The organism is Hyphomonas polymorpha PS728 (genome assembly GCF_000685315.1).
Lineage (GTDB): Bacteria > Pseudomonadota > Alphaproteobacteria > Caulobacterales > Hyphomonadaceae > Hyphomonas > Hyphomonas polymorpha.
This window is the reverse complement of sequence record NZ_ARYM01000002.1, coordinates 53973-77066: the sequence shown is the minus strand read 5'-3', so window position 1 is coordinate 77066 and position 23094 is coordinate 53973. Positions and strand designations below refer to the sequence as shown.

Sequence of the window (23094 nt, the reverse complement as noted above, 5' to 3'; positions counted from 1 at the left end):
ATTCGAAACACACGGGAAGGCACGAAGTCCGCAAGGGGTTCGTGCCTTCTTGCGTTTCGGGACCAAGGCCCTCACCTCCCACTTCGCGGGAGAGGGGTTTTGCGATGCGCTTGAGGTGAACCCCCAGCCCCTCTCCCTCCGGGAGAGGAGGGGCCCATTGCGCAGCAATGGGAGGTGAGGGCGCGCGTAGCGCGAAGCCGCCCGCCCCCCCCATTTGCACTGCGCCCCCAAACCCCCTATATCCCCCGCCAGACCAGATGGCCGGGCAGCCGCTGGTATGGGGGTAACCCCATACTGGAGGAAAGTCCGGGCTCCAGGTGGACAGGGCGACGGCTAACAGCCGCCCGGCGTGAGCCGAGGGAAAGTGCCACAGAAAGTAAACCGCCCAAGGGCTTCGGCCCGAGGGTAAGGGTGAAAGGGTGGGGTAAGAGCCCACCGCAGCGCTGGTAACAGGGCTGGCATGGCAAACCCCGCCCGGAGCAAGACCAAGTAGGGGGCACATACGGGCTGTCCGCCGCTCGTGCCCCGGGTGCGTCGCGCCGAGGCGTTCAGTAATGAGCGCCCCAGAGGAATGGCTGCCAGATCCCGCAAGGGACGAACAGAACCCGGCTTATTGGCCATCTGGTCTAATTTTTTCGCCCGGCCCGCCCTGGATTGACGGATATATCCTCCGGTGTGATGTAGGAAACCGGTGCGCGCAAATGCCGGTGCCTGATGGAGACGTGTTGCAATGCCCAGGCCCGCCGGCGCCCGCAATCATGACTTTGACGAGAAACGCGCCGCCCTGCTCGATGCGCTGACCGATTTTGCCCTCTCCGCCGATCTGCGCCGCCCCTCGCTGCGCCAGTTTGCCCAGGCGATGAATGCCTCCGAGCCGACCCTGCGCCATTATTTCGGCGACCGGCAGGGCCTCGTCATCGAGATCCTCGAGAATATCGGCCGCAAGGGCGCCCCCCTCTGGGCGGTCGTCGCCCTGCCCTCGGCCAATCCGGCCACCGCCTTTGAGGAATATTTCCGCATCTCCGAGGCCGGCATGCGGCTGGGCGGTTTCATCCGTGCCCATGCATTCGGGCTGATCGAAGGCCTCGCCGACGAAGCCATCGGCCAGGCCTATCTCGAAAAAGTGCTCGAGCCTGCGCTGGGCGCTGTCTCCGACAAGCTGCGCGCCACCCCCGGCGCCCCGCAGGACGAGGCCGAGCTGCGCGCCGCCGCGCTCGCCGCCCTCTCGCCCCTGCTGGTCATGAGCCTCCACCAGGAACTGCTCGGCGGCGCCACCACCGCCCCCATAGACTCCAGTAAAGTCATCAGTACCCTGCAAGTCTGGCTCGGCAAGGCGCTCACGCCCTGACGCCTCCCCCTACTTCCGCATCGCCCGCTTGAGCGTTTCCCGAACCGCGTCAATCTCCGCCTCGGCCGTCGCCCAGGAGCATACAAACCGGCTCGATCCGCCGGGCCATTCGGCATAGAAAGCGGCGCCGTCTTCCTGCAGCTTGTCGATGTCGTGCGCGTCCAGAAGCGCAAAAACCTCATTACCCTGAACATCAAAGGCAAGCTCGATACCGTCCTCGCGGAACACCGCCGCCAGCTTCTGCGCCATTGCGTTGGCATGGGCCGAGAGGCCGAGCCACAGCCCGCCCTCCAGCATCGCCTCGGCCTGCGCCGCCAGGAAACGCATCTTGGCGGGCATGTGCCCGGCGCGCTTGGCCCGCGCGCGCAGTTCCTTGCCCTTCGCCTTGGCCGCCCCGAACAAGATAATGATATCGCAGCTCAGCGCGCCGGTTTTCGTCAGGCCCAGGGTCAGCACATCGACGCCCGCTTTCCAGCTCATCTCCGCCGGGCTGGCCCCGGTATGCACCAGAGCATTGCCAAACCGCGCCCCGTCCATATGCACCGCCAGCCCGCCGCCCTTGGCCCGCCGCGCGAACCGCGCCACCTCGTCCGGCGTATAGGCCGTGCCGCATTCGGTCAGGTTCGTCAGCGACAGCACTGCCGGGGGCGTGCCATGCACAAAGCTCGGATCAAACTCGTCCAGATAGTCCTTGAACACATCAAAGCTGATCTTCGCGCCCTCGCCGGGCAGAAGGTGCAGCCGCCCGCCCCCGGTAAAGAATTCCACCGCCCCGCGCTCATCCATCTGGATATGCGCTTCTTGGTGGCAGATCACCGAAGCAATTGGCGGGCAGAAACAGGCAAGCGCCAGCGCGTTCGCCGCCGTGCCCGAGGGCGTAATCCAGAAGTCGAAATCCTCTGTCTCGAACACCCGCGCCAGCTGCGTCCGCACACGCGCCGTGATCTTGTCAGCGCCATAGCTGGGGGCAGGCCCGGCATTGGCCCGCATCATTGCTTCGAGCACGGAAGGATGGGCCGGCGCGGCGGTGTCGGAGGAGAAGTTCATGGCGCCTCTCAGATCTGGGTGTCGGGGGTCTGCCACATCAGGTGCTGGCCGCCATCGCAGGCGATCATCTGCCCGGTCACGCTGGAGGCGCTTACCAGATAGCGCAGCGCCCGCACGATCTCCTCCGGGCTGCCGCCCTCCCCGGTCAGGGTGGCGGCCTTTTCGGCGGCAAACTGGGCAGGGGTCTGATGCACGCTCTGTAGCGTCGGCCCCGGCGCAATGGCGTTGACGCGCACCTGCGGCGCCAGGCCCTGCGCCAGCGTCTGCGTCGCCTGCCACAGCGCCGCCTTGGACAGGGTATAGGTGAAGAACAGCGGATTGAGCTTCAGCACCTTCTGGTCGATCAAGTTCACCACCAGGCCCCGCTCGCCCTCCGGCAGGTGGGTGGCAAGCTGCTGGGCAAGATGCACCGGCGCGCGCAGGTTGGGTTCGAAATGATGGTCCCAGTCTTCGCGAGTATGGCTGGCGGCGCTGTCGCCGGTAAAAGTCGACGCCGAATTGACCAGCAGGGTTACCGGCATGCCCAGGAGTGTCCGGATTTGTCCAAAAAGGTCCGCCCTCTGACGCTCGTCTGACAGGTCACAGGCGACGATTTCGGCCTTCCCGCCCGCGGCCCGGATGAGCGCGGCGGTCTCCTGCGCGCCCTCGGCAGAGCCCCGGTAATGCACCGCCACGGTCCAGCCATCGGTTCCCAGGGCCAGCGCCATGGCCCGGCCCAGGCGGCCGCCCGCCCCCGTCACCAGCGCGCCCCCGGGTGTCATCCGCGCACCATCTGAACCAGCGCCATGATGTTCGTGCCCGTCACCAGGCCATAGATATACGCCGCGTAGACCAGCAGCAGCGCCAGCCCCAGAAGCCGCCCCATCTTCACGCGCAGCAGGATCAACGCCGCGAATACCAGCGCCGCTGCCCCCATCACCCAATGGTCATAGCGCTGGAACATTGGCGCCACCTCGAACGGTCCCAGCAGCGCAACGATCCCGCCCGCGCCCAGAAGGTTGAACACGTTGGAGCCAAGGATATTGCCGATCACCACATCGCCCCGCCGCCGGAATGCCGCCGCCAGCCCCGCGCCGATCTCCGGCAGCGAGGTGCCCAGCGCCAGGATGGTCAGCCCGATCCACTCCTCCGGCACCCGGAAATGCCGCGCCACCCCTTCTCCGCCCGTGATGATCATGCCGGAGGCATAGACCAGCCCGGCAATGCCAAGCGGCACATAGAAAATGGCCCGCCAGACCGGGGGATTGAGCGTCACGGCATCGGCATGATGAGAACCGCGCCCGGCGATTTCGTCATGCCGGGCCGCGAAGATGGAAAAGCCGGTATAGCCAATCAGAACCAGCAGGAAGCAGAGCCCCATCAAAGGCTCCAGCGGCAGGATCGCCGTCATCCCGATCCAGATACCGGTTGCCAGCAGCAGCATGCCGAGCGCCCGCCCCTGCCCGGCCCCGCCGGTACGGTAGGTGAAGATCAGCGCCGGAATGGCCGCAACCATGAGAATGTTGGCGATATTGGAGCCGACGATATTGCCGATGGCCAGGCCCGGATTGCCGTTCAGCGCCGCGTTTGCGGAGATGAACATCTCCGGCGCCGAAGTTCCGAAACCGACAATGAAAACGCCCGCAACCAGCGGCGACACGCCCATCGCCCGGCCCAGGCCGAGCGCGCCTCGCACCAACAGGTCTCCGGCAAGCGCCATGAGGAGCAGCCCGCCAAAAAGGGAGATGAGCAGGATGGGGTCGGGCACCGCCTGCTCCCTTGAAGATTAGTCCAGGCGCTTGAACTCTATGAGATTCAGGATGCCGAACACAACTACAATGGCGGCGATCGCGATCAAGGAAGGATGGATCATGTCTCTGCCTCAGCCCGTGAAAAGGTCGATTTGCGCTGTCCTTAGCGCGCGTTGTCGCACTTGGCGAGCCAATTCGGCATCTTTTTCGTAATGTTTGACAGGCTCATGACGCAGCGTCATGGGCGAAACCTGCCCCAAACCCTGGGGAATTCCCCTTATTTCCGGATTTCGATCGACACGAACTGGTCAAACCAGCCCCCGGTATCGCCCCGGCGCTTCACCCGGATCAGGATCGGCTGGTTCGGCGTCTGCATCGCGGTGTCCAGGCGCTTGAGCACATCGGAAACCGCGCTGACGGACTGGAAATTCACCTCGACGATGACATCCCCCCGGCGCAGCTTGTTGTAAGCCCGGCCGCGGGTGCTGACACCGGTGACCGCAACCCCGGTCATGTCGCGCGGCGCCCCAAAGCGCCGGCGCACATCATCGTCCAGCGCCACGAGATCGGCGCCCAGATCATTGGACAAGCCAACCGCCTCGGACGGCGCTGTGGCGGCAGGCACATCCTCATCCGGCAGCTCGCCCAGCGTGACGGCAACATCCCGCTGGCGGCCGTCGCGCACGATGCTGAGGGTGATCGCCTTGCCGATAGGCTTCTCGGAGAGCTGGCGTGTCATGTCGCGCACGCCGGCCACCGCGCGGCCATCAATCGACAGGATCAGATCGCCAACTTCCAGCTTCGCCTTGGCCGCGGGGCTGCCATCGGTAATGCGGGTGACGATGGTGCCGCTCTTGCCGGAGGCGCGATACGCCTTGATGAGCGACTCGTCCGCATCCTGCACATTCACCCCGAGCCAGGGACGGTGCACCCGCCCCTCCTTGATGAGCTGCGCGGAAATGCGTTTAACCGTGTTGGACGGCACCGAAAAGCCAAGACCAATGGAGCCGCCCGATTGGGAGATGATGGCGGTGTTCACGCCCACAACCTGCCCATTCAGATTGAACAGCGGACCGCCTGAGTTGCCCTGGTTGATGGCCGCATCGGTCTGGATGAAATTGTCAGACCGCCCCGTATTCAGGTCGCGGCCCGTCGCCGAAATGATACCGGCCGAGACTGACCCGCCAAAGCCGAGCGGGTTGCCGATGGCGATCACCCAGTCCCCCACTTCGGCCCTGTCGCTGTCGCCGAGGTCAACGAAAGGCAGCGGCGTGCGGGAGGTGACTTTCAGCACCGCAATATCGGTATCCCGGTCACGCCCGATGATCTTTGCGTCCAGCGTGCGGCCATCGGAGAAGGTGACCTCGATCGTGTCGGCCTTGTCGATGACGTGGTTGTTGGTGACGATATAGCCATCGGCGCTGATCACGAAGCCGGAGCCGAGCGAGCCCTGGCGCTGGAAGCCATCATCATTGCGGCCGAAATATTCATTGAACCGCTCGGCAGGCGAGCCCTCCGGAAAGGATGGCAGGCGGCTGGCGACAACCTGGGATGTGGAGATGTTCACCACCGCCGGCATCAGGCGTTTGGAAAGCGCGCTGAAGCTTTGGGGCGCCGTCTTGGCATCAACCGGCGCGCCGGGACGGGACAGGCTGCCCGCTGTCTGCGCGAACGTGGCGGGGGCCATGAGTGCCATCAGGGCGATCACCGCAACGGCGGTCCGGTTCATGGTGGAGATGACTCCCTTCACGGTCTTTTCTGCGGCCCGCCCGGCAGATTGCCGGCGCGTGCGAATTATTCTGCAAAGCTGACTATGGCGCTTTGGCCGCCAGTTGCAACAGGCTCAGGCTGTGCGAACTGCAAGCATCAGAAGGCCGACGCCGACGGCCGCCACCACCAGCCCGCCAATCGCCAGATCGCGGGGCGGCATGTTGGACAGGAGCTGACCTATGCGGCGCATATAGTCAGGTGCAATGGCGCAGAGCGCCCCTTCCACCAGAAGCCAGACGCCGAAGCCGGCGAGGGCGAGCGTAATCCAGCTCATCGCCTCGCCCGCCCCTGATCAGCGCGTCCCGCCCGCCGCGCGGGCGCTGTCGAAGAACTGGTCACAGACGCCCAATGAACCGGGGCTGACGACCATCTGCGTGCCCTGCTGGATGGCCTTTTCACAAGCGACCAGAGCCCGTTGGAAACGGAAGAACTCAGGGTCCTTGTTATACGCCGTGGCATAGATTTCCGTGGCACGGGCATCGCCCTCACCGCGGATCTTTTCAGCCGCTTCACGCGCTTGGGCCTCGATGACGGTCTTCTCGCGTTCGGCCTGGGCGCGGATCAGGCGGGCCCGCTCCTCCCCTTCCGAACGGATGCGCTGGGCTTCCTGCAGACGCGCCGTCCGCATCCGGTTGTAAACGCCTTCGGCAACTTCCTGCGGCAGGTCTGCCTGGCGGATACGCACGTCGATGACATCGACGCCGGCCCGTTGCAGCTCTTCGTTCACGCTGTCGCGGATGTTGTTCATCAGTGCGGCGCGCTGGCCGGAAATGATCTCCGGCACCGGCACATCACCCAGCGTGGCACGGATGGCCGCAATCGTGATCGTGTTGATCTGGGTTGTGGCTGCCGCTTCGGTGCGGAAGCTCTGATAATAGCGCAGCGGGTCGTTGATCCGCCAGCGGACGAAAGCATCCACCTGCAGGCGGCGCTGGTCGGAGGCGATCACCTGGATGCCTTCGATATCGAGGCCAAGGTTACGCTTATCAAGCACCTGGACCTGCTGATAGACCGGGATTTTCATGTGCAGACCGGCCTGATCGGTACCGGGCGCGTTGATGATCCGCACCGGGCGGCCGACTTCAAGCACGATGGCCTGTTGCGCCTGGCCGACGATGAAGAACACATTCGAGATCACCACCAGACCGATGATGGACAGGATCAGGATGAGCCAACCAAAAGCACGCATCAGCGCTCTCCTCCGCTGTTGGGCTGGGTCCGGACGCGATCAAGCGGCAGATAGGGCACAGCGCCCGAATTCTGGTCGAGGATCAGCTTGTCCGAACGCTCCAGTACACGTTCCATGGTTTCAAGATACATACGCTCGCGCGTGACGCGCGGCGCCTTGCGATACTCTTCATAGATCTGGTCGAAGCGGGCGGCTTCACCGTTTGCATCGGCCACGATCTGATCGCGGTAAGCTTCAGATTCCTGTTGCAGGCGCGAGGCCGTACCGCGGGCCTGCGGAACAACTTCATTGGCAAACTGGGTGGCGCGGTTGGTCAGGGTTTCCGCATCCTGCTCGGCAACGTTCACATCGTTGAACGCCTCGATGACGGGCTGGGGCGGGTCTGCCTTGCCGATCTGCACCTGAAGCACCTGCACACCGGCGCGGTATTCATTCAGAAGCGCCTGGGTCTGTTCGGCCACCTGCTGCTGAACGCGGTCACGCTCTGTCGTGATGATCGCCTGAAGGCGCGTCTTGCCCACCACTTCGCGCATCACCGACTCGGCGACCATGGCGACCGTCGTTTCCGGGTCGCGCACATTGAGCAGGTAGTTTTCCGGGTTCTGCGTATCGACCTTCCAGATGACCGAGAAGTGGATGTCCACAATGTTCTCGTCCTGGGTCAGCATCAGGCTCTGGTCCTGCGTGCGGCCGATGGGGGTTTCCGTGCGGGTTTCCACCTGAATCAGCCGGTGGCTTTCCAGCGGGGCGGGCAGATGGAAATGAAGGCCGGGGCCGTAATTGGCCTGCCACTTGCCAAAGCGGAACACGGCGGCCTGCTGTTCAGGCGCCACAACCACAATGCTGGTGGAGAGCCAGGCGAGCACACCCACGCCCACGATGACCATGATGCCAAGCGGACCGGCGCCACGGCCTGCGCCGCCACTGCCACCACCGCCGCCTTTACGTCCGCCGCCGCCACCATTGCGGCGCTGGCGAAAGCGCTCCTGCATGCGGCGCATCTGTTCTTCCAGGTCCGGCTGTTCCTTGTTCCCGGAATCCTGTTTTCCAGGCCGGTTCCACGGAGAACCACCTTCTCCGCCCCCATTGCCATTACCCGAACCGCCTCCGCCCCAAGGGCCAGAGCCTTTTGTCTTGTCGTCCCAGGGCATTCAGCCTCCTGAAATCTGCGTTTCCCGCCTATATAGAGGCTCTACCACACTCTGCACGCTAAATCGGCTTCCCGGCGCAGCAAAAATGCCGCATTCCGGGGTGCCAGGCCGCCTGCTTCACCCCGCACAAACCGATGTTTGCGCAATTTATGCCCCGTTCTAGCCGAGGAAGTCTTAAATGTTTGGATCAAGGCAGAAGTCCCGGGAGAAACTCGCGGCAGCCGTGCGCAGCGCGCTGGGGGCGCCGGACTGGCTGGAGTCCGTCACTATCGGGGAAGATGGCCGGGCGATCCTGGTGATCCGGGCTGACAGCGGCGACACTGCGGGCGCAGAGGCCCGCCGGATCGAGGCGGAGAACGCCGCCGCGCGCATTCCCGGCATCGAAAAGGTAACCACCGTTCTGACCGCGGAAAAGGCGCCCAATCAGACTCATTCCAATGCTCATTCCGGACAGAACCGGACAAATCCGGACATTCCGCTGACACCCTCGCCCCCTGCCGGGACACGCCGCGTCACCAAGGGCGCGCGCCTTTCCGACGAGGCGCTGAGCCAGGGCGCCCCGCCGCCGGCCACCCCGATGCGCCCCCTTCCGGGCATCGCGCGCATCCTGGTGGTCGCCAGCGCCAAGGGCGGGGTTGGCAAGTCGACCGTGTCGGTAAACCTCGCCGCCGCGATGGCGCGGGCGGGCATGAAGGTCGGCCTGCTGGACGCTGACATCTATGGCCCCTCCATCCCCACCATGCTCGGCACAGTGAACGCGGAGCCCGCCACCTCCCCTGCCAAGAAGCTGGTGCCGGTCGAGGCGCATGGCCTGAAGACCCTCTCCATCGGCTACCTCTCAGACCCTGACGCGCCGATGATCTGGCGTGGGCCGATCGTGATGTCGGCCATCACCCAGCTGCTCAACGATGCCGAATGGGGCACGAAGGAAGACCCGCTGGACCTGCTGATCATCGACACCCCGCCCGGCACCGGCGATGCGCAGCTCGCCATCGCGCAGAAGGTGCCGGTGACCGCCGCGCTGATCGTGACGACGCCGCAGGAAGTGGCCCTGGCCGACGTGCGCCGGGGCGCGGCGATGTTTGCCAAGACGCATGTGCCCGTGATCGGCATTGCCGAAACGATGAGCTGGTTTGAAGACCCGGCCGGAAACCGCCACTATCTGATGGGCGAAGGCGGCGGCCGGAAAATGGCGCAGGCGCTGGGACTGCCCCTTCTGGCGGAAATCCCGATGCTGCAGGCCATCCGCGAAGCAGGCGACGCGGGCACGCCCGCCGCCCTGTCAAATGGTCCGGCGGCGGATGTTTTCCTGAAACTTGCGCGGAATGTGGCGATTGCGCTGGACGAGCTGGTGACAAAGCCCGCGCCGGAAATTGTGTTTGAGGATTGAGGGGCCGCTCAAAAGAGATTTTACATCTTAGATGTGTTGATTGATCAGTCCCCGCACGTTCTCATTCAGCGCAAACAATCGCAACCTGTCCAATTGTTGGAGGCTGATCAGAAGATCAGACTCCAGAACAGAAAATTCGGCCAGGTGATCCAATGCAGGCGTTTTGATATTTATGTACGCGGCAGTCTTCATGGAGCGAACGACCATATCCACATCCAGATGCGGTTCAAGCGCCGTGGCGATTTCCTCAGCACGTCGCGTTGTGACGGAAAGCTCACATCCGATTCCCTTGAACTTATGGATCAAGCGAACCTTATTCGTGTCTCCATATAACGGTGGGAAGTATATCCAACTACCATCGCTACCAACAACATCTGGCTTCATCATACGCAATTGCGGAAATTTCGCGGAGGCGAGCGCCCAGTAGTTTTGATGAAATGAGATCATCCTCGCATCGGCTATCCTCACATAGCCTTTCTTGAATTGAGCAACTGCGGACTGGAATATGTGACGTTTGAAAGCATGCTCGGAAAAGCTTGCAAGGAATTCCACAATCATCTCATAGGACAGGTTAGCGTCCACATATTCCTTTTGCTCTGCATCAAGCTCATCAAAGTACGACTGTGGCGACATGAGAATTACGCAGAAATCATCCCACTGCCCGCTGGCTTTACCCGCATTACCCCGCATCCGGTAACGCTCGAACTGCCGATCCATCACCGGCGCCCGAATTTTATTCTCGATCAGGATCGCTTGCCGCTTCGAGCCGAGCTGAATGACGAGTTCGACATCCGTCTCCCCCATCGACGTATCCGACACCGATCGCCGGATTGAGACAATTTCTGAAGGGGAGGCCGCACCCGCCAGCTCAAGAACTCGCTGAAGAAATGCTGGCGAGCTGTGCAGCAAGTCCATGGTTAAAATGTCAGTCACAACTTCCTCGACACGCGAGACAGCATCAAAGCGCTGCGGCCCAGAGGTTGTCGGCAACTCTTCAAATGACGCCATATGCCTGCTCTTTCCATCTTCGCTACCGACAGTCTCGGCCAATCTTACCAAGACTCCAATATAGCTGGCATCATCGCAAAATTGCGAGGGAGTAGGGCAACGCACAACCTGCCCCGACTTGCCCTTTTTGCTTCGCTCAGGGTGAGCCGGTCGCGGCGTGTATTGGTCCGGCTTTGGCGCTTGGCCCGGTTGGGAAACGGGCCTAGAGGGAGATGGGCTTGGCGGGCGCGAGGGAGCGCTGCCGCATTGGAGGCTGAGGGCATTTGACTGCGCCGCATGAACTGCATGAATTTGTGGTGGTGGACCTTGAGACGACGGGGTTCAGTCCGCGCACTTGTCAGATTATTGAGGTGGACGCGGTGCGGGTGGATATGGTGACCGGCGCGCGGGCGAGCTTTTCGAGCTTTGTGCGATGTGACGCCGCCCTGCCCCATCACATTACGCGGCTGACCGGGATCAGCAGCGACATGCTGGAGGGGGCGCCTGAGGGGCATGAGGTGGTGGCGGAGCTGGCAGGATTTATCCGTGGGCTGCCGATTGTGGCATATAATGCAGGGTTTGACATGAGCTTCCTGCGCGCGGCGGCGCCGGAGGTGTTTGAGACCCATCCCGTGGTTTGCGCCCTGCAGGCGGCGCGGCGATACCTGCGCCTGCCTGACTACAAGCTGGCAACCGTGGCGCGGCATTTCGGCGTGGGCCAGGACGCCGCCCACCGGGCGCTGGACGATTGCCTGACGACCCTTTCCATATTCGAGGGCATCCGGGCGATCAGCGGGGCGCGGGGATGAGCCTGCCCCGCGTTTATTTTCTCTCGCGGTGGATTGGCGGGTTACGCCTTTGGCTGACCCGCCCTACGGTGTTGTGCTTTGATGAGAAGGAAGGCAGCCCCATGAAACACTTTGCCCTGATGGCCCTGCTCGCCCCTGCCGCGCTGGGCGCGTGCGTGAACATTCAGGATCACGGCCGGCCTGCGCCGAAGGCGTTTCCGATGCCGCCGCCGGAGAAAATGGTGCTGGTGCCAGGCAATCAGCTTTATAGCGCGGCGGTGGGTCATGGGGATACGATCTATCTGGCCGGCGTGATCGGACGGAGCGAGACGGGCGACGTAAAAGAAGCCACGCGCCAGGCGATGGACGCGGTGAAGGGCAATCTGGAGAAGGCGGGGCGCACGATGGATGACCTTCTGAAATGCACCGTGTTCATGACTGACATCGAGCAATATGGCCCTATGAATGAGGTGTATGCGGACTACTTCCCCGCAAACCCGCCCGCGCGGACGGCTGTTGCGGTTTCCGCCCTGCCCTTCGGGGCGCTGGTGGAAGTGGAATGTATCGCGGCGCGCTAGGCGGCGTCAGAACGGGTTCAGCGTATAGCCCTGCTGCTGGAGCTGGGCATGCGCGGTCATCGCCGAGAGGGAGACGGTTACGCCTTCGACCAGATCCTCCGGCGCGGCATCATGCATGACACCTGCCTGGCCGCAGAGGATGATGGAAACCCCGTTTGCCAGAAGGGCCTCCACCAGCGGCGCGCTGGGATTGGGGGAGCCATCCTTCATCACCTTGCGCAGGTCATTGGTGGCCGGGCCGTGGACCACGACCGCAAGGGCGACATTCTCTGCCGGGACACCGGCGGCGGCGGCCATGTTGAGGAAACGGGCCACACGGTCGAGCGCGGCATTGGCTTTGCCGGGCTCGGCGCCGGCGGCCACATCATAGGCAATCCTGAATTCGGTTTCCGGCGTGAGCGTAGGGTCTGCGACCGGGGCGAACTTGCCATAGCCGGGGATGACCGTGCCCGCGCGGAAATCTTCCGGCCCGGCCAGGGCGGGCACCGCGGCGAGCGCGAAGAGGACGGGCAGAAGGGCGAGTGTGCGGCGCATGGCGATGGCTCCCGGTGGCAAAACGTGACCGGGACCATGGCATGGCTGGCAAAGCTTGGAAACTGCCGATGCAAGAAGATAGGTCCTCTGACGGGCTTTGCCCGCCGAGGGTGACGAAGGTGGAAGGGTCAGGCCCTGGCCATCAGGCGTTGTAGTTCAGCTTCAGGCCCGGCTCTGCCCAGCGGGTTTTGATCAGCTGGCCGGTGCTGGAGGCGCAGATATAGGCGTCGCGCATGTCTGCCCCGCCAAAGGCAATGTTGGTGACGAAGGGGTCGGGAATTTCGGTGAAGGTGGATTTGCCTTCGGGCGTGATGGTCGTGATGCCGCCATAGCCGCCATTCTTGAGGATTGTTGCCACACAGACGTTTCCGGAGGCGGCGACCGCAAGGCTGTCGAAATAGCAAAGCTCTGTCTGCCCTGTAATCACGCGGCCGCGCAGGAAGGGCGGCTTATGGGGCGTGTATTCGCCGGGGCCGGTGAGGGCAAAGCTCCAGAGGCGGGCGGTCATCGTGTCGGCGAAGTAGAGCGTCTTGCCATCGGGCGAGAGGCCGCAGCCATTGGGGGAGATGTGGTGATAGTCCACTTCCTTGATCAGGCTGCCATCGGGCTTTGCATAATAGACGCCGCCATGATCGCGGTTGCGCGAGAAGCCCTTGCCGAGGTCGGTGAAGTAGAAGCCGCCTTCGGTGTCGAATACGATGTCGTTGGGACCGCGCAGGGAGTTTCCGTCCACGGCTTCATAGAGGCGGTCCACTTTGCCGGTGGAGAGGTCGATCCGCTCGATACGGCCGCCGGAATAATCGGGCGGGCAATTGCCGGGGATCGTGAGGCCGCCGACCTCATGATATTCAAAGCCGCCATTGTTGCAGCAATAGAGGGCGCCGTCCGGGCCGATAGCGAGGCCGTTGGGGCCGCCGCCCGGCGTGGCGATCACCTCGCGCTTGCCGTTCCAGAGGCGGGAGATGCAGCCCTTCTGGATCTCGACGATGATGACCGAGCCATCTTCCATGACGACTGGGCCTTCGGGAAAACCCAAGCCTGAGGCGACGACTTCAAAATCCATGATGTTTTCCTCCCGGAAGGTTTCTTTTCCGGGAGGGTAAAGCCGGGATGCGGGCAGTGTCCATCACTGCCCCGGCGTGAAGCCGACGGGACCGGTCAGGCGTGGGCGGAAGCGCGATCGAGGCGGAGGATACGGAAGGCGTGGTCGTTGCCCTCCCCTGCCGGATGGACGGCCAGCTCATCCTGGCGCCACTGGCGCATGTCAAGCTGCGGGAAATGCGCGTCGCCCTCGACCTCGGTTTCGACCTCGGTGAGGTAGATCCGGTCGGCGAAAGGCAGGGCGAGGTTGTAGATTTCCGCGCCGCCGATGACGAAGGCTTCGTCCTTGCCTTCGCGCGTGGCGATGGCGCGGGCCGCGTTCATGGCCGCCGGGAAGCTGGAATAGACGCGCGCCTCGGCGGCGTCATAGTCCCAGTCGCGCGTCAGCACGATATTCTCGCGGCCAGGCAGCGGGCGTTTGGGGAAGCTTTCCCAGGTCTTGCGGCCCATGATGATGGGCGCGCCCATCGTGGTTGCCTTGAAGAATGCCATGTCATCCTTCAGCCGCCAGGGGAGACGGCCGGATGCGCCGATGACCCGATTGCGCGCCTGCGCAACGATCAGGCAGAGTTTGACTTCGATGGACATTGTTCTTGTTATTATCTTTCACGTCAGTCCGACTGGCGCACTCCCGATTGCCCGCTTCCTCGCCCCGAGTGCATGGTTTAAGCAAGCACCGAAAGCAGCGGCAACTGTATTAAACTGGTACATCGGGGGAACGCTCACAAATGTCTGAACTGGTATCGGTCCTGACCAATGGTCAGCCGCAGTTGATAGGGCCGGCGCTGGGCGCGCTGCTGCTCACATTTTGCGCCATCTGGTTTCTGAACGGACGGTTCTGGGCCTTCATCTATGTGGCGCTGATTCCCTTCCTCAACTGGTCGTTCAGCGTGATTCCCCAGGCTGAGATCATCGCGCCAGGCGGGGATTATGCGCCGGGCGTGGCGCTGCACCCGATGACGATGGTGACCGGGATGGTCTTCGTCATCCGTGACTTCGTGCAACGGGAGATGGGGCACAAGGTGCTGATCCTGATGGCGATCGCGGTGGCGTGGTCGTTTTTCTATTCCTGGCCGGTGATTGCGCTGGCGAGCGGAATTGCCTTCGCCGTGTCGGAATTTGTCGACTGGATGGTCTACACCTTCACGAAATACCGCCTCTCGACCCGCATCCTGATTTCCAGCGCGCTGGCCTCACCGGTGGATACGACGGTGTTCCTCTATGGCGCCGACATTGCCCAGCAGATGCAGCTGGGGGCTGAGCCGGGCAACATGCTGCACCCCGTAAACTGGATTGTTTTTGTTATCGGCAAGATGGTGGGCGCGGTAATCGTTTCATATGTGATCCGCCGCCGCGAGGATATGGGGCTGATCTCGCCCCATGAGGCTTAGATGAATTGCTCGCGGCTATTGCGGAGCCCTGCGGTCTCAGCGCCGTTGTGCCTGCGCGTTGCTTGTGGGGGCCAGATCAATAGGTCCGGATGGCCCCGCCCTTTTGGGGCGAGGCCGGTTGAGAACTACTCCGTTTCCAGAATTTTCTGGCGGAAGAGGAGGCCGGCAAGGGCCGCGCCGATCAGCGGGGCGACGAAGAACAGCCAGAGCTGGGAAATCGCCGGCCCGCCGGCAAACACCGCGGGGCCGAGGCTGCGGGCGGGGTTTACCGACACGCCGGTGACCTGAATGCCGACGATGTGAATGACTGCCAGTGTCAGGCCGATGGCAAGGCCCGCGACCATGCCGGGGGCTGATGTCTGGGTAGACCCCAGGATCACCACCAGGAACAGGAAGGTGGCGACGATTTCAAAGACGAGAGCCGCCACAAGGCTGTATTCTCCGAGATAGCCCGGCCCCCAGCCATTCTGGCCAAGACCGTTGGTGGCCAGATCATACCCGGCCCTGCCCGTTGCGATAAGATAGAGGACGGCCGCGCCGAGGATCGCCCCGATGAACTGGGCCAGCCAGTATTGCAGCATGGAATTTAGCGTCATTCGCCCGGCAATGAACGCGCCGAAACTGACAGCAGGGTTTACATGACAGCCCGAAATAGGGCCGATGCCATAGGCCATGGCGACGATAGCCAGGCCGAAAGCGAAAGCTATTCCCAGTTGGCCAACCTCGCCTCCCGCGAGAACGGCCGAACCACAACCGAACAGGACAAGGGCAAAAGTGCCGATAAGTTCAGCAATCAGGGTTTTCATGGATGCCTCCTAGATGGGCCGGGGCGGTCTTAATGCCGCCTCAAGCCAATGTCAGGATGCAGAGCTTCTACCTCCAGGGCAAGCGTCATTCTGGGGCTTGCCAGAAGGGGCGGTGCCCGCAACTGTCTGCAAGACAAGGAGTTCTGCTGATGTCACGCCTGACCGTCCTTCTCCTGCCAGTTCTGCTGCTGGTTGCCTGCGGGCACAGTCCAGACCGGGATGATGGGGCGGCGCCCGCAAAGACTGCTGCGCCAGAAGCGGTGAGCGCGCCGGGCCCGGGCGCGTATGATCCCCGCCCGGCGGCCCTGCCCTTCCGGCTGGACGTGACGGTTTCAAGCGATGTCAGCCGGGCGCTGGACGCTGCAGGCGCGCAGCTGACCGTGGAGGCGGACTATTTCGGCAACGCCCGCCGCGGCGAAGCGCTGGTCGATCTGGGACGGGAAGAGCGCCTGATCAGTGTACGCAACCAGTCAATCACCCTGGCGGGGCGTTTTGATGCCGGACAGGTGGCACGCGAGGTGAGCGGTGATCCGCGGGTGAAGGTGAGCGCAGGCGTGGCCCGAAGCGCCGGGCCGGCCGTCTATTGTACGGAGTTTGAGGAAGCCCTGCCGATCGCGGTGGAGACGGGCGGCTTCATCCATTGCGAACTGCTGAGCGAATAGCGCGGCCGGCGCGAGGCGGATGCCTAGGGGCATTTCCCTATTGGATCAGCTGATCGGGGCCGCCAGTTGATAAGAAGGGACGCCCGCGCCCCGGAAATTTCACGCCCAGAGCAAGGAGCCCCTATCATGTCTTCAGGCACCAAGGACTACGCCGCCATCACCGGCGCTATCAATGAAGGCCTGGCCGGCTTGCGGCGCACGGGCGCGGCAGACGCGCTCACCCAGTTCAGCGCCCTCTCCAAGGCCGCCCTTGCCGATGGCGCGCTCGACAAGAAGACCAAGGAACTCATCGCCCTGGCCATCGGCGTTGCGAAACACTGTGACGGCTGTATCGGCTTCCATACCAAGGCCCTGAAGCGCCTGGGCGCCACGGACGATGAAGTCGCCGAAACCCTGGCAATGACCGTCTATATGGGCGGCGGGCCTAGCCTGATGTATGCGGGCGATGCTTGGACAGCCTGGCAGGCCCTTCAGGAGGACTGAGGCACGTTTCAGACCGCGACGGGCGCCTTGATGTGGGGATGGGGATTGTAACCGTCGACGCGGAAATCCTCATACTCCCAGCCGAAAAGATCTTGCTTCTCAGGGTTCAGCCAGATCGTCGGCAGAGGGCGCGGCTCTCGCGACAGCTGCAGCTCTGCCTGCTCCAGATGGTTGAGATAGAGATGCGCGTCCCCGAAAGTGTGGACAAACTCGCCCGGCTCCAGCCCGGTTGCGCGGGCCATCATCAGCGTCAGCAAAGCATAGGAGGCGATGTTGAAGGGCACGCCCAGGAAGACATCGGCCGAGCGCTGGTAAAGCTGGCAGTTGAGCTTGCCATCCATGACATTGAACTGGAACAGGCAGTGGCAGGGCGGCAGGGCCATGTCGTTCACGTCTGCCGGGTTCCAGGCAGAGACGATCAGGCGGCGGGAATTGGGATTGGTGCGGATTTCATTCAGCACCCACTGGATCTGGTCGATGGTTTCGCCGTTCGGGGCGGCCCAGCTGCGCCACTGCTTGCCATAAACGGGGCCGAGATCGCCGTTTTCGTCGGCCCACTCATCCCAGATGGAGACGCCGTTGTCCTTCAGATAGGCGATATTGGTGTCGCCCTTCAGGAACCAGAGCAGCTCGATGATGATGGAGCGCAGGTGCAGCCGTTTGGTCGTGACCATCGGGAAGCCCTCGGAGAGATCAAACCGCATCTGGCGGCCGAAAACACCGATCGTGCCGACGCCGGTCCGGTCGCCGCGCCGGTGGCCGTTTTCCAGAATGTCCTTCATCAGGGCGTGATACTGCTGCATGGGGCGAGGCCTCTCGATTCGCGCGGTGGCCAAGTTAACAGATTCCAAACCCCGCGGGCAAATTTCATCATCTCGACCGCACCCGGCGGAAACCCAGATCTGCCATAACCCTGCAATGGCGGGGACGTGGGGGGCACGCATTTGACCCAGATCCCGGCCGCATGGATGGGACAGAGGGTCAAGATGAACACCGGCCGTTTGAATTTTGCTGAGAATGAAAAGGGCAATGTTGCGATGATCGCGGCGCTGACCATCATTCCGATTGTCGCGATTGCAGGCTTTGCCATCGATTTCCAGGTGACAACCACCCAGAAAGCGCGGGTTCAGCAGGCGGTCGACAGCGCGGTTCTGGCCGCGACTAAATCCATGCAGGATGGCAAGGACCAGGCCTACACGCTGAAAGAGGCCAACGATTATTTCACCGGCATCCTGAACCAGCCCAATAACAGTGGCCTGACCTGTTCCAAGATCCAGCTCACTTATATCGAAGACACCGAGGAACTCGAAGGTTTCGCCACCTGTGAGCAGCGCACCACCCTTTCCAATGTGGTGGGCATCAAGAAGCTCGACTTCACCGTCTCCTCCGCCGCTACCTATGGCATCGGCAAGCTGGAAATCGCCTTCGTATTCGACGTGTCGGGCTCGATGAGTTCGAGCAGCCGGATGACCAACCTCAAGGTTGCTGCAAAGGAAGCGGTCAATACGCTGCTGCCGGTTGATGGCTATCCGGGCGACCCCGAAGATGTGCGCCTGGCGATGGTGTCCTATGACACGATGGTCAATGCCGGCCCTTATTTCAAGGCGGTGACCAACAAGGATCCGGTGCGCACGGAAATATACAAGGGCCCGATCTACGAGAAGACGACCTGCAAGAAGCAGAACAAGTCGGGGACGTGCACCGAGTGGAACTACGGGATCAAAGAACATAACGCCACCCGCACCTTCAACATCTCCTCCACCTGCGTGTGGGAACGCGAGGGAACCGAGCGGTATACTGATCGCGGTCCGGCGGCTGGCCGGTGGTTGGGATCTGTCTCGGCAAAATTTGACCCGTATACGGAGACATGGTCGACCGACAACGGCACCAGCCTCTGGTGCAACTATGATCTTCCGGTGCCGCTGACCTATAACCGCGATGACCTGTTGAACTTCATCAACAAGATGACGCCGCGCGGCAACACGGCCGGCCATATCGGCACGGCATGGGGCTGGTATCTGGTTTCGCCGGAATTCAACAATGTCTGGCCGGCAGGCTCCAAGGCCCTGCCTTATGACGAGCCTGATGCCACCAAGGTTGTCATCATGATGTCTGACGGTGAGTACAACCAGATCCGTCCGGGCAGCGGCAACCCGAACTCGGCGACCCAGGCCCGCGCGATCTGCGATGAGATGAAAAAGAAGGAAATTGTGATCTACACGGTGGCTTTCAGCGCGCCCACAGCCGGCCAACAAGTTCTGGCCTATTGCGCCAGCAATCCGGCCTTCGCCTTCAAGCCGAGCAACGGACAGGAACTGACCGAGGCGTACAAGGCCATCGCCCGCTCCATCTCCGACCTGCGGATTTCGCGCTGACCGGACTTCTGCAAACCCTTCTGCCCACAGAGCAGTGACATAGAGATGCGCCTTTGCCGCCCCCTTCTCCGCCTTCGCGTGCTTCCGCGCGCCGAGGGCGGGAATGTGGCAATGATCGCGGCTTTTGTGATCCCCAGCATCCTTGCGATGGCGGGCATTGCCGTCGATCTTCAGAATACGGTACGCCAGAAATCCAAGGTTCAGGCAGCGCTGGATTCTGCCGTGCTGGCCGGCGCCTTGGGGCGGCAGGCCGGCAATACGCCGGCCGAAGTGAGCAGCGATGTGCAGGTCTATGCGCAGGCCCTGTTCGAGGATCAGGCCGGGGGGCTTACCTGCGAGCCCGTGGCCGTCAGCTTTGACGAGACCAATTTCGACATCCACGGCTCGGTACACTGCGAACAGGTGACCTACATTTCCAGCCTGATCGGCCATGACAAGCTGGAGTTCACCGTCAACTCCACCTCCACCTATGGTGTCGGCAAGCTGGATGTGGCGTTCATATTTGACGTGTCCGGATCAATGAACAGCTATAACCGGCTGGCGCAGCTGAAGACGGCAGCGGTCGCGGCCATCGACGAACTGCTGCCCGACAGCCGGGAGCGGGACGGGACGGTGCGCCTGGCCATCGCCAGCTATAACCACTCGCTCAATGCCGGGCCCTATATCAACCAGGTGACCGAGACGGTTACCCTATCCGCTGACGGATCAAATTCGACCGCCCAGAGCCGCTATAACAGCCACAACACCAAGCGGATGATCGATCAGGACAGCGGCCGGCGCTTTTTCTATTATCAGGCCGGCACCTGTTCGAGCTGGAGCTGCGGGCGCAATTCGAGCTGGACCTGGAATACCCAGCGCCGGTTCTTTGCCGATACCGGGCTCAGCGACCGCTGCGTGCATGAACGCACCGGCACGCAGGCCGCCACCGATGCGGCGCCCGGCGCCGGCGCCTGGATCGGCGCGGGCAATCCGCGCTGGAACTTCTCTGCCGGCAGCACCAGCAAATATGATGGCTGGCAGAATGTCGAAAACCAGAACGCAACCGGGTATGGCGTGGGCGCCTATGAAGGGCGCCATGGCACCTGCATGCCCTCTGGCCCCGTGCCGCTGACCGAGGACAAGACGGCCCTCAAGGCGCATGTGAACGGCCTGATCGCCGAAGGCGGCACGGCGGGGCATCTGGGCATTGCCTGGGGCTGGTATCTGGTTTCGCCGGAATGGGCCGGCATCTGGCCGGAAGCCTCCGCGCCCCTGCCCTACCGGGAACCGCAAACCTCCAAGGCCGTGATCCTGATGACCGACGGAGAGTTCAACGTTCAGCACCCCACCGCCTCCAAGGACTCGTTTCGCCAATCGATGGATCTGTGCGACGCAATGAAGGCCTCCACCCGCCGGATCCAGATTTACACCGTTGGCTTTCAGGTGCCCTCCGGCGTGCAGCGCACCGGCGACGGGCGCACCATCCTGGAATATTGCGCCACCTCCCCCAGCCACGCCTTCAGCGCCGATAATGGCGAGGAGCTGATCGAGGTTTACCGCTCCATTGCCCGCTCGATTTCGGACCTGCGTCTGAAACAGTGAACGGGCACCATTGCCGCAAGCCGCGCAGGCTGGCAGACGGAGCGCCATGTTTGCCTGGATCCCCAACGCCCTGACGATTTCCCGCTGCGTGTTTGCGGCGCTGGTTCTGTTTGCTGCCTTCAAGGCGTCTGGCATCGAGCCGCTGCTGGCCGATGCCGGGGTGACGGGGCTGGAGCGCCAGCGCTACGCCACCTTCCAGCAGCTGTGGCATCAGTTCGGCCTGCTGGCGTTCATTTCGGGCATGCTCACCGATTTCCTGGATGGCTGGGCGGCGCGCGCCTTCAAGGCGGAGAGCCGGTTTGGCGTCTGGCTTGACCCCATCGCCGACAAGCTGCTGGTGGGGGCGGCGCTGATCGCGCTGGCCCTGGCGCTGAAAACCTGGCTGATCTACATCCCCGCCGCGCTGATCCTGGCGCGGGACGTGTTCATGACCTGGCTGCGCACGCGGCCGGAAGCAGCCGGGATCGTTGCCCCCTCAAGGCTGGCGAAATGGAAAACGGCGGCCGAAATGATGGCGATCACCGGGCTGATGCTGCCGCTGGCACTTTGGCCGATACCAGAAGCTCCGTCGGGCGGCGATGGTTTGCATTGGAGCGCGCTGGTGACCGGGGCGCTGGTGCTGGGTCTCTGGGTGGCAGCGGCGCTCTCCCTGCTGACCGGCGCGCAATATGTCAAAGCCATCAAGGGCAGCCAGCGCTGAACACGAAAACGCCGGTCTGGGGAAGCAGACCGGCGCTGACGTCGATGGACGGGCTTATGCGCGGGAGAGTGCGGGCCGCCGATTTGCAGGGTCGTCATCATTCATGGCGGGAGGGGTAAACCCGACATGCGCCCAGATTACGCCTTAATTCTTAACCGGGCATTAACGCCTGCCTTTCGGTCTTTTAACCAAAAATCCCGGGGCCTCCGCGAAGGCGCCCGGCTTCAGCCACAATCGGGGTGAAGCTGGGCGGGCCATGACCCAGCGCCGCTCAACTCATCGCCGCCGCCCGCAGCCCAACATTATCGCGGTCCTTTTCGCGATGCTCGCCTTCCTCTGCCTGCCGGCGCTGTTTGCGTTTGCCCATGCCGAAGCTGTGCCGCAGACGGCGCGCTCCCGCGCGGCATATGAGGCACAGGCGAGCGGCGTGAAGGCCGCACTGGCAGAAAAGGGCCTTGCCCTGGGCAGCCCGGTTTTTCTGCAGATCACCAAGCAGCCTGCCGAGCTGACCGCCTATGTTCAGGACACTGACGGCCGGTTCCAGCCCTACCGGACCTGGCCGGTCTGCGCGATGTCTGGGGGCCTTGGCCCGAAGATGCGCGAGGGCGACCTGCAGGCGCCGGAGGGGTTTTACACGGTGAGGCCCGGCCAGATGAACCCGGCCTCCAGCTTTCACCTCTCCTTCAACCTCGGCTATCCCAACGCCTTCGACCGGGCAAATGGACGCACGGGAAGTTTCCTGATGGTACACGGATCATGTGTTTCGGTGGGCTGTTTCGCAATGACCGATCCGGTGATCGAGGAAATCTGGACGCTGATGCAGGCCGCCTATGAAGGCGGGCAGAGCGACGTGAAGGTGCACATCTTCCCCTTCCCCATGACGCAGGCGAACATGGACGCGCATTCGGCCAGCGAACATGCCGCGTTCTGGCAGAGCCTGAAGCCCGCCTGGGAGCGCTTTGCGGCAAGCGGCAAGGTTCCATCCGTGACCGTTCGCGGCGGCGCCTATCAGGTGCGCGGCGCCCAATAGGGCGAGACCGGCAGGCCGCCATAGAGTTCTTCCAGCCGCAGGCGCGTGCCATGGGTGACCCCCTCTGGCGGAGCTGCCGGGTTGACCCAGGCGGTCTCTGCGATTTCCCCGCGCGAGGTGGCCTTGGCCGGTTCCCAGCTGCCCCACGGCACCCGGTAGAAGAGGACGTGATCGTTGGGAAAGTTGTGATGGTTTGAATAGACGCTGACGAGCCGGGGCTCTGTGACGAGCTTCACGCCCGCTTCCTCTACCAGTTCGCGCCGAAGCGCGTCCAGCGCCGGCTCGCCCCGCTCGATACCGCCGCCGGGCATGAACCAGCCCCGCATGTAGGTGTGGCGCACCAGGAAGACATGCCCGGCCTCATTCTCCACCGCAGCGCGCACGCCGAGTGTCATCGGGCGGCTGAGACGGAACCAGGACTGGAAAAGGCGGGTACGGATCTTGGACATTTCC

Annotated in this window: 25 protein-coding genes and 1 other RNA gene; 12 read left to right on the top strand and 14 right to left on the bottom strand. The window is 63.0% G+C overall.

The annotated features are described in order from the left end of the window. Nucleotides 1-253 precede the first annotated feature (253 nt). Nucleotides 254-629, top strand: an RNA gene (gene rnpB / locus HPO_RS19535) — RNase P RNA component class A. Nucleotides 630-730: 101 nt separating this feature from the next. Further along, nucleotides 731-1348 (top strand): TetR/AcrR family transcriptional regulator, encoded by a 618-nt coding sequence (locus HPO_RS01990; protein WP_035593879.1) that lies wholly within the window; start codon nt 731-733, stop codon nt 1346-1348. 9 nt (nt 1349-1357) lie between these two features. Here HPO_RS01990 and HPO_RS01985 read toward each other — a convergent pair whose 3' ends face one another. The 7 genes from HPO_RS01985 to hflK form a co-directional block, all read right to left on the bottom strand. Beyond that, nucleotides 1358-2395, bottom strand: a complete 1038-nt coding sequence (locus tag HPO_RS01985) for a threonine aldolase family protein (RefSeq protein ID WP_035593877.1) — start codon at nt 2393-2395, stop codon at nt 1358-1360. An 8-nt stretch (nt 2396-2403) separates the two neighbouring features. After that, a complete protein-coding gene (locus tag HPO_RS01980) occupies nt 2404-3156 on the bottom strand; it encodes an SDR family oxidoreductase (protein ID WP_035593875.1) in 753 nt (250 codons plus the stop codon). Then, nucleotides 3153-4142, bottom strand: a complete 990-nt coding sequence (locus HPO_RS01975; protein WP_051612177.1) for a calcium/sodium antiporter — start codon at nt 4140-4142, stop codon at nt 3153-3155. Before HPO_RS01975 ends, HPO_RS01980 begins: the two co-directional genes overlap by 4 nt. A 260-nt stretch (nt 4143-4402) precedes the next feature. Continuing rightward, complete coding sequence (locus HPO_RS01970) at nt 4403-5854, bottom strand: Do family serine endopeptidase (RefSeq protein WP_035593873.1); 1452 nt, start codon at nt 5852-5854, stop codon at nt 4403-4405. 114 nt (nt 5855-5968) lie between these two features. Further along, on the bottom strand, nt 5969-6169 hold the full coding sequence (locus tag HPO_RS01965) for a DUF2065 domain-containing protein (protein ID WP_035593871.1): 201 nt from the start codon (nt 6167-6169) through the stop codon (nt 5969-5971). An 18-nt stretch (nt 6170-6187) separates the two neighbouring features. Beyond that, nucleotides 6188-7084, bottom strand: coding sequence for a protease modulator HflC (hflC, locus tag HPO_RS01960; protein ID WP_035593869.1), 897 nt, complete (start codon nt 7082-7084; stop codon nt 6188-6190). Further along, nucleotides 7084-8235, bottom strand: coding sequence for an FtsH protease activity modulator HflK (gene hflK / locus HPO_RS01955; protein WP_035593868.1), 1152 nt, complete (start codon nt 8233-8235; stop codon nt 7084-7086). The genes hflC and hflK overlap by 1 nt, the downstream gene beginning before the upstream one ends. A gap of 178 nt (nt 8236-8413) precedes the next feature. On the opposite strand from hflK, the gene HPO_RS01950 reads away from it, so the two are divergent. Next, nucleotides 8414-9625, top strand: a complete 1212-nt coding sequence (locus tag HPO_RS01950) for a P-loop NTPase (RefSeq protein WP_035593866.1) — start codon at nt 8414-8416, stop codon at nt 9623-9625. 27 nt (nt 9626-9652) lie between these two features. Here the strand turns inward: HPO_RS01950 and HPO_RS01945 are convergent, their stop codons facing one another. Continuing rightward, nucleotides 9653-10675: a PD-(D/E)XK nuclease family protein gene (locus HPO_RS01945; protein WP_206742111.1), complete on the bottom strand. Its 1023-nt coding sequence runs from the start codon at nt 10673-10675 to the stop codon at nt 9653-9655. 221 nt (nt 10676-10896) lie between these two features. Between HPO_RS01945 and HPO_RS01940 the strand changes: the two genes are divergently transcribed. Together HPO_RS01940 and HPO_RS01935 are read left to right on the top strand one after the other, a co-directional pair. After that, the gene (locus tag HPO_RS01940; protein ID WP_035593864.1) at nt 10897-11421 is read left to right on the top strand and encodes a 3'-5' exonuclease; all 525 of its coding nucleotides are present in this window, start codon (nt 10897-10899) and stop codon (nt 11419-11421) included. 101 nt (nt 11422-11522) lie between these two features. After that, entirely contained in the window at nt 11523-11978 is a 456-nt protein-coding gene (locus HPO_RS01935; RefSeq protein WP_051612175.1) for a RidA family protein, read from the top strand. A 6-nt stretch (nt 11979-11984) separates the two neighbouring features. On the opposite strand, the gene HPO_RS01930 is transcribed toward HPO_RS01935, so the two are convergent. From HPO_RS01930 to HPO_RS01920, 3 genes are all read right to left on the bottom strand, one after another. After that, a complete protein-coding gene (locus HPO_RS01930) occupies nt 11985-12512 on the bottom strand; it encodes a DsrE family protein (RefSeq protein WP_035593862.1) in 528 nt (175 codons plus the stop codon). A gap of 142 nt (nt 12513-12654) precedes the next feature. Continuing rightward, nucleotides 12655-13575, bottom strand: a complete 921-nt coding sequence (locus tag HPO_RS01925; protein WP_035593859.1) for an SMP-30/gluconolactonase/LRE family protein — start codon at nt 13573-13575, stop codon at nt 12655-12657. Nucleotides 13576-13670: 95 nt separating this feature from the next. After that, on the bottom strand, nt 13671-14201 hold the full coding sequence (locus HPO_RS01920; protein ID WP_035593857.1) for a dihydrofolate reductase: 531 nt from the start codon (nt 14199-14201) through the stop codon (nt 13671-13673). Between the two features lie 140 nt (nt 14202-14341). On the opposite strand from HPO_RS01920, the gene HPO_RS01915 reads away from it, so the two are divergent. Next, the gene (locus tag HPO_RS01915; RefSeq protein WP_035593855.1) at nt 14342-15004 is read left to right on the top strand and encodes a 7-cyano-7-deazaguanine/7-aminomethyl-7-deazaguanine transporter; all 663 of its coding nucleotides are present in this window, start codon (nt 14342-14344) and stop codon (nt 15002-15004) included. A gap of 125 nt (nt 15005-15129) precedes the next feature. Here HPO_RS01915 and aqpZ read toward each other — a convergent pair whose 3' ends face one another. Further along, nucleotides 15130-15810, bottom strand: coding sequence for an aquaporin Z (gene aqpZ, locus HPO_RS01910; RefSeq protein ID WP_035593853.1), 681 nt, complete (start codon nt 15808-15810; stop codon nt 15130-15132). Between the two features lie 149 nt (nt 15811-15959). Between aqpZ and HPO_RS01905 the strand changes: the two genes are divergently transcribed. Both HPO_RS01905 and HPO_RS01900 read left to right on the top strand, forming a co-directional pair. Then, nucleotides 15960-16472, top strand: a complete 513-nt coding sequence (locus tag HPO_RS01905; protein ID WP_035593851.1) for a hypothetical protein — start codon at nt 15960-15962, stop codon at nt 16470-16472. 126 nt (nt 16473-16598) lie between these two features. Beyond that, on the top strand, nt 16599-16955 hold the full coding sequence (locus HPO_RS01900) for a carboxymuconolactone decarboxylase family protein (protein WP_035593849.1): 357 nt from the start codon (nt 16599-16601) through the stop codon (nt 16953-16955). Between the two features lie 8 nt (nt 16956-16963). Here the strand turns inward: HPO_RS01900 and HPO_RS01895 are convergent, their stop codons facing one another. Further along, on the bottom strand, nt 16964-17758 hold the full coding sequence (locus HPO_RS01895) for a thymidylate synthase (RefSeq protein ID WP_035593847.1): 795 nt from the start codon (nt 17756-17758) through the stop codon (nt 16964-16966). Nucleotides 17759-17941: 183 nt separating this feature from the next. Between HPO_RS01895 and HPO_RS01890 the strand changes: the two genes are divergently transcribed. The 4 genes from HPO_RS01890 (at nt 17942) to HPO_RS01875 (ending at nt 22641) form a co-directional block, all read left to right on the top strand. Next, nucleotides 17942-19330, top strand: coding sequence for a vWA domain-containing protein (locus HPO_RS01890; protein ID WP_035593845.1), 1389 nt, complete (start codon nt 17942-17944; stop codon nt 19328-19330). Between the two features lie 111 nt (nt 19331-19441). Beyond that, a complete protein-coding gene (locus HPO_RS01885) occupies nt 19442-20911 on the top strand; it encodes a pilus assembly protein TadG-related protein (RefSeq protein ID WP_162173992.1) in 1470 nt (489 codons plus the stop codon). Nucleotides 20912-20957: 46 nt separating this feature from the next. Next, nucleotides 20958-21611, top strand: a complete 654-nt coding sequence (pgsA, locus tag HPO_RS01880) for a CDP-diacylglycerol--glycerol-3-phosphate 3-phosphatidyltransferase (protein WP_051612174.1) — start codon at nt 20958-20960, stop codon at nt 21609-21611. 256 nt (nt 21612-21867) lie between these two features. Then, the gene (locus HPO_RS01875; protein ID WP_035593840.1) at nt 21868-22641 is read left to right on the top strand and encodes a L,D-transpeptidase family protein; all 774 of its coding nucleotides are present in this window, start codon (nt 21868-21870) and stop codon (nt 22639-22641) included. On the opposite strand, the gene HPO_RS01870 is transcribed toward HPO_RS01875, so the two are convergent. After that, nucleotides 22620-23090 carry an NUDIX domain-containing protein gene (locus HPO_RS01870; RefSeq protein WP_035593837.1) on the bottom strand — a complete coding sequence of 157 codons (471 nt, stop codon included), beginning with the start codon at nt 23088-23090 and terminating at the stop codon, nt 22620-22622. The genes HPO_RS01875 and HPO_RS01870 overlap by 22 nt on opposite strands. Nucleotides 23091-23094: the final 4 nt, after the last annotated feature.

What these genes read in the sequence shown, in the direction of transcription:
- HPO_RS01965 (WP_035593871.1), bottom strand. Translation starts at nt 6,169, where the DNA reads ATGAGCTGGATTACGCTCGCCCTCGCCGGCTTCGGCGTCTGGCTTCTG.
- HPO_RS01980 (WP_035593875.1), bottom strand. Translation starts at nt 3,156, where the DNA reads ATGACACCCGGGGGCGCGCTGGTGACGGGGGCGGGCGGCCGCCTGGGC.
- HPO_RS01935 (WP_051612175.1), top strand. Translation starts at nt 11,523, where the DNA reads ATGAAACACTTTGCCCTGATGGCCCTGCTCGCCCCTGCCGCGCTGGGC.
- HPO_RS01870 (WP_035593837.1), bottom strand. Translation starts at nt 23,090, where the DNA reads ATGTCCAAGATCCGTACCCGCCTTTTCCAGTCCTGGTTCCGTCTCAGC.
- hflC (WP_035593869.1), bottom strand. Translation starts at nt 7,084, where the DNA reads ATGCGTGCTTTTGGTTGGCTCATCCTGATCCTGTCCATCATCGGTCTG.
- HPO_RS01985 (WP_035593877.1), bottom strand. Translation starts at nt 2,395, where the DNA reads ATGAACTTCTCCTCCGACACCGCCGCGCCGGCCCATCCTTCCGTGCTC.
- HPO_RS01905 (WP_035593851.1), top strand. Translation starts at nt 15,960, where the DNA reads ATGTCACGCCTGACCGTCCTTCTCCTGCCAGTTCTGCTGCTGGTTGCC.
- HPO_RS01970 (WP_035593873.1), bottom strand. Translation starts at nt 5,854, where the DNA reads ATGAACCGGACCGCCGTTGCGGTGATCGCCCTGATGGCACTCATGGCC.
- HPO_RS01950 (WP_035593866.1), top strand. Translation starts at nt 8,414, where the DNA reads ATGTTTGGATCAAGGCAGAAGTCCCGGGAGAAACTCGCGGCAGCCGTG.
- aqpZ (WP_035593853.1), bottom strand. Translation starts at nt 15,810, where the DNA reads ATGAAAACCCTGATTGCTGAACTTATCGGCACTTTTGCCCTTGTCCTG.
- hflK (WP_035593868.1), bottom strand. Translation starts at nt 8,235, where the DNA reads ATGCCCTGGGACGACAAGACAAAAGGCTCTGGCCCTTGGGGCGGAGGC.
- HPO_RS01900 (WP_035593849.1), top strand. Translation starts at nt 16,599, where the DNA reads ATGTCTTCAGGCACCAAGGACTACGCCGCCATCACCGGCGCTATCAAT.
- HPO_RS01885 (WP_162173992.1), top strand. Translation starts at nt 19,442, where the DNA reads ATGATCGCGGCTTTTGTGATCCCCAGCATCCTTGCGATGGCGGGCATT.
- HPO_RS01895 (WP_035593847.1), bottom strand. Translation starts at nt 17,758, where the DNA reads ATGCAGCAGTATCACGCCCTGATGAAGGACATTCTGGAAAACGGCCAC.
- HPO_RS01915 (WP_035593855.1), top strand. Translation starts at nt 14,342, where the DNA reads ATGTCTGAACTGGTATCGGTCCTGACCAATGGTCAGCCGCAGTTGATA.
- HPO_RS01875 (WP_035593840.1), top strand. Translation starts at nt 21,868, where the DNA reads ATGACCCAGCGCCGCTCAACTCATCGCCGCCGCCCGCAGCCCAACATT.
- HPO_RS01920 (WP_035593857.1), bottom strand. Translation starts at nt 14,201, where the DNA reads ATGTCCATCGAAGTCAAACTCTGCCTGATCGTTGCGCAGGCGCGCAAT.
- HPO_RS01930 (WP_035593862.1), bottom strand. Translation starts at nt 12,512, where the DNA reads ATGCGCCGCACACTCGCCCTTCTGCCCGTCCTCTTCGCGCTCGCCGCG.
- HPO_RS01925 (WP_035593859.1), bottom strand. Translation starts at nt 13,575, where the DNA reads ATGGATTTTGAAGTCGTCGCCTCAGGCTTGGGTTTTCCCGAAGGCCCA.
- pgsA (WP_051612174.1), top strand. Translation starts at nt 20,958, where the DNA reads ATGTTTGCCTGGATCCCCAACGCCCTGACGATTTCCCGCTGCGTGTTT.
- HPO_RS01990 (WP_035593879.1), top strand. Translation starts at nt 731, where the DNA reads ATGCCCAGGCCCGCCGGCGCCCGCAATCATGACTTTGACGAGAAACGC.
- HPO_RS01890 (WP_035593845.1), top strand. Translation starts at nt 17,942, where the DNA reads ATGAACACCGGCCGTTTGAATTTTGCTGAGAATGAAAAGGGCAATGTT.